Source organism: Streptomyces sp. NRRL F-5755 (genome assembly GCF_001279365.1).
Taxonomy (GTDB): domain Bacteria; phylum Actinomycetota; class Actinomycetes; order Streptomycetales; family Streptomycetaceae; genus Streptomyces; species Streptomyces rimosus.
Window position 1 is genome coordinate 1 of record NZ_LGCW01000214.1, and the last position, 308, is coordinate 308.

Genomic DNA, 308 nt, shown 5'->3' on the forward strand with positions numbered 1-308 from the left:
CCCGGCTTCGCGGAAGGCGCGGGCAGATAGCTCTCCCCCCCGCCCCTTGGGGGCCCGCCCCCCCCACCAATGACGGGGGGGGTGGGGGTCCCCCGAAAACCCCCCCCCCCCGCCGCGTCAGTGCTCCGCGTCCATCAGCCGGAACAGGTCCTCGTCGCTGGCCGACGTCAGGTCCAGGGGCCCGCCGACACCGGTGTCCGTACCGCCGTCCCGCCCCGCCGCCATCGCCTTCAGCCGTGCCGCCGCCTCCGCCGAGACCTCCGCGCCGGCCGTGAGCAGGGACTCCAGCTCGGCCACGACCGAGTCCA

1 protein-coding gene is annotated in these 308 nt (G+C 76.6%); it reads right to left on the reverse strand.

Features of this window, described 5'->3' with window-relative positions; all coding sequences use genetic code 11:
- Nucleotides 1-117: 117 nt before the first annotated feature.
- Nucleotides 118-308, reverse strand: a 191-nt coding sequence (locus ADK86_RS17865; protein ID WP_159393878.1) for a hypothetical protein, incomplete at its 5' end; no start/stop codon positions are given.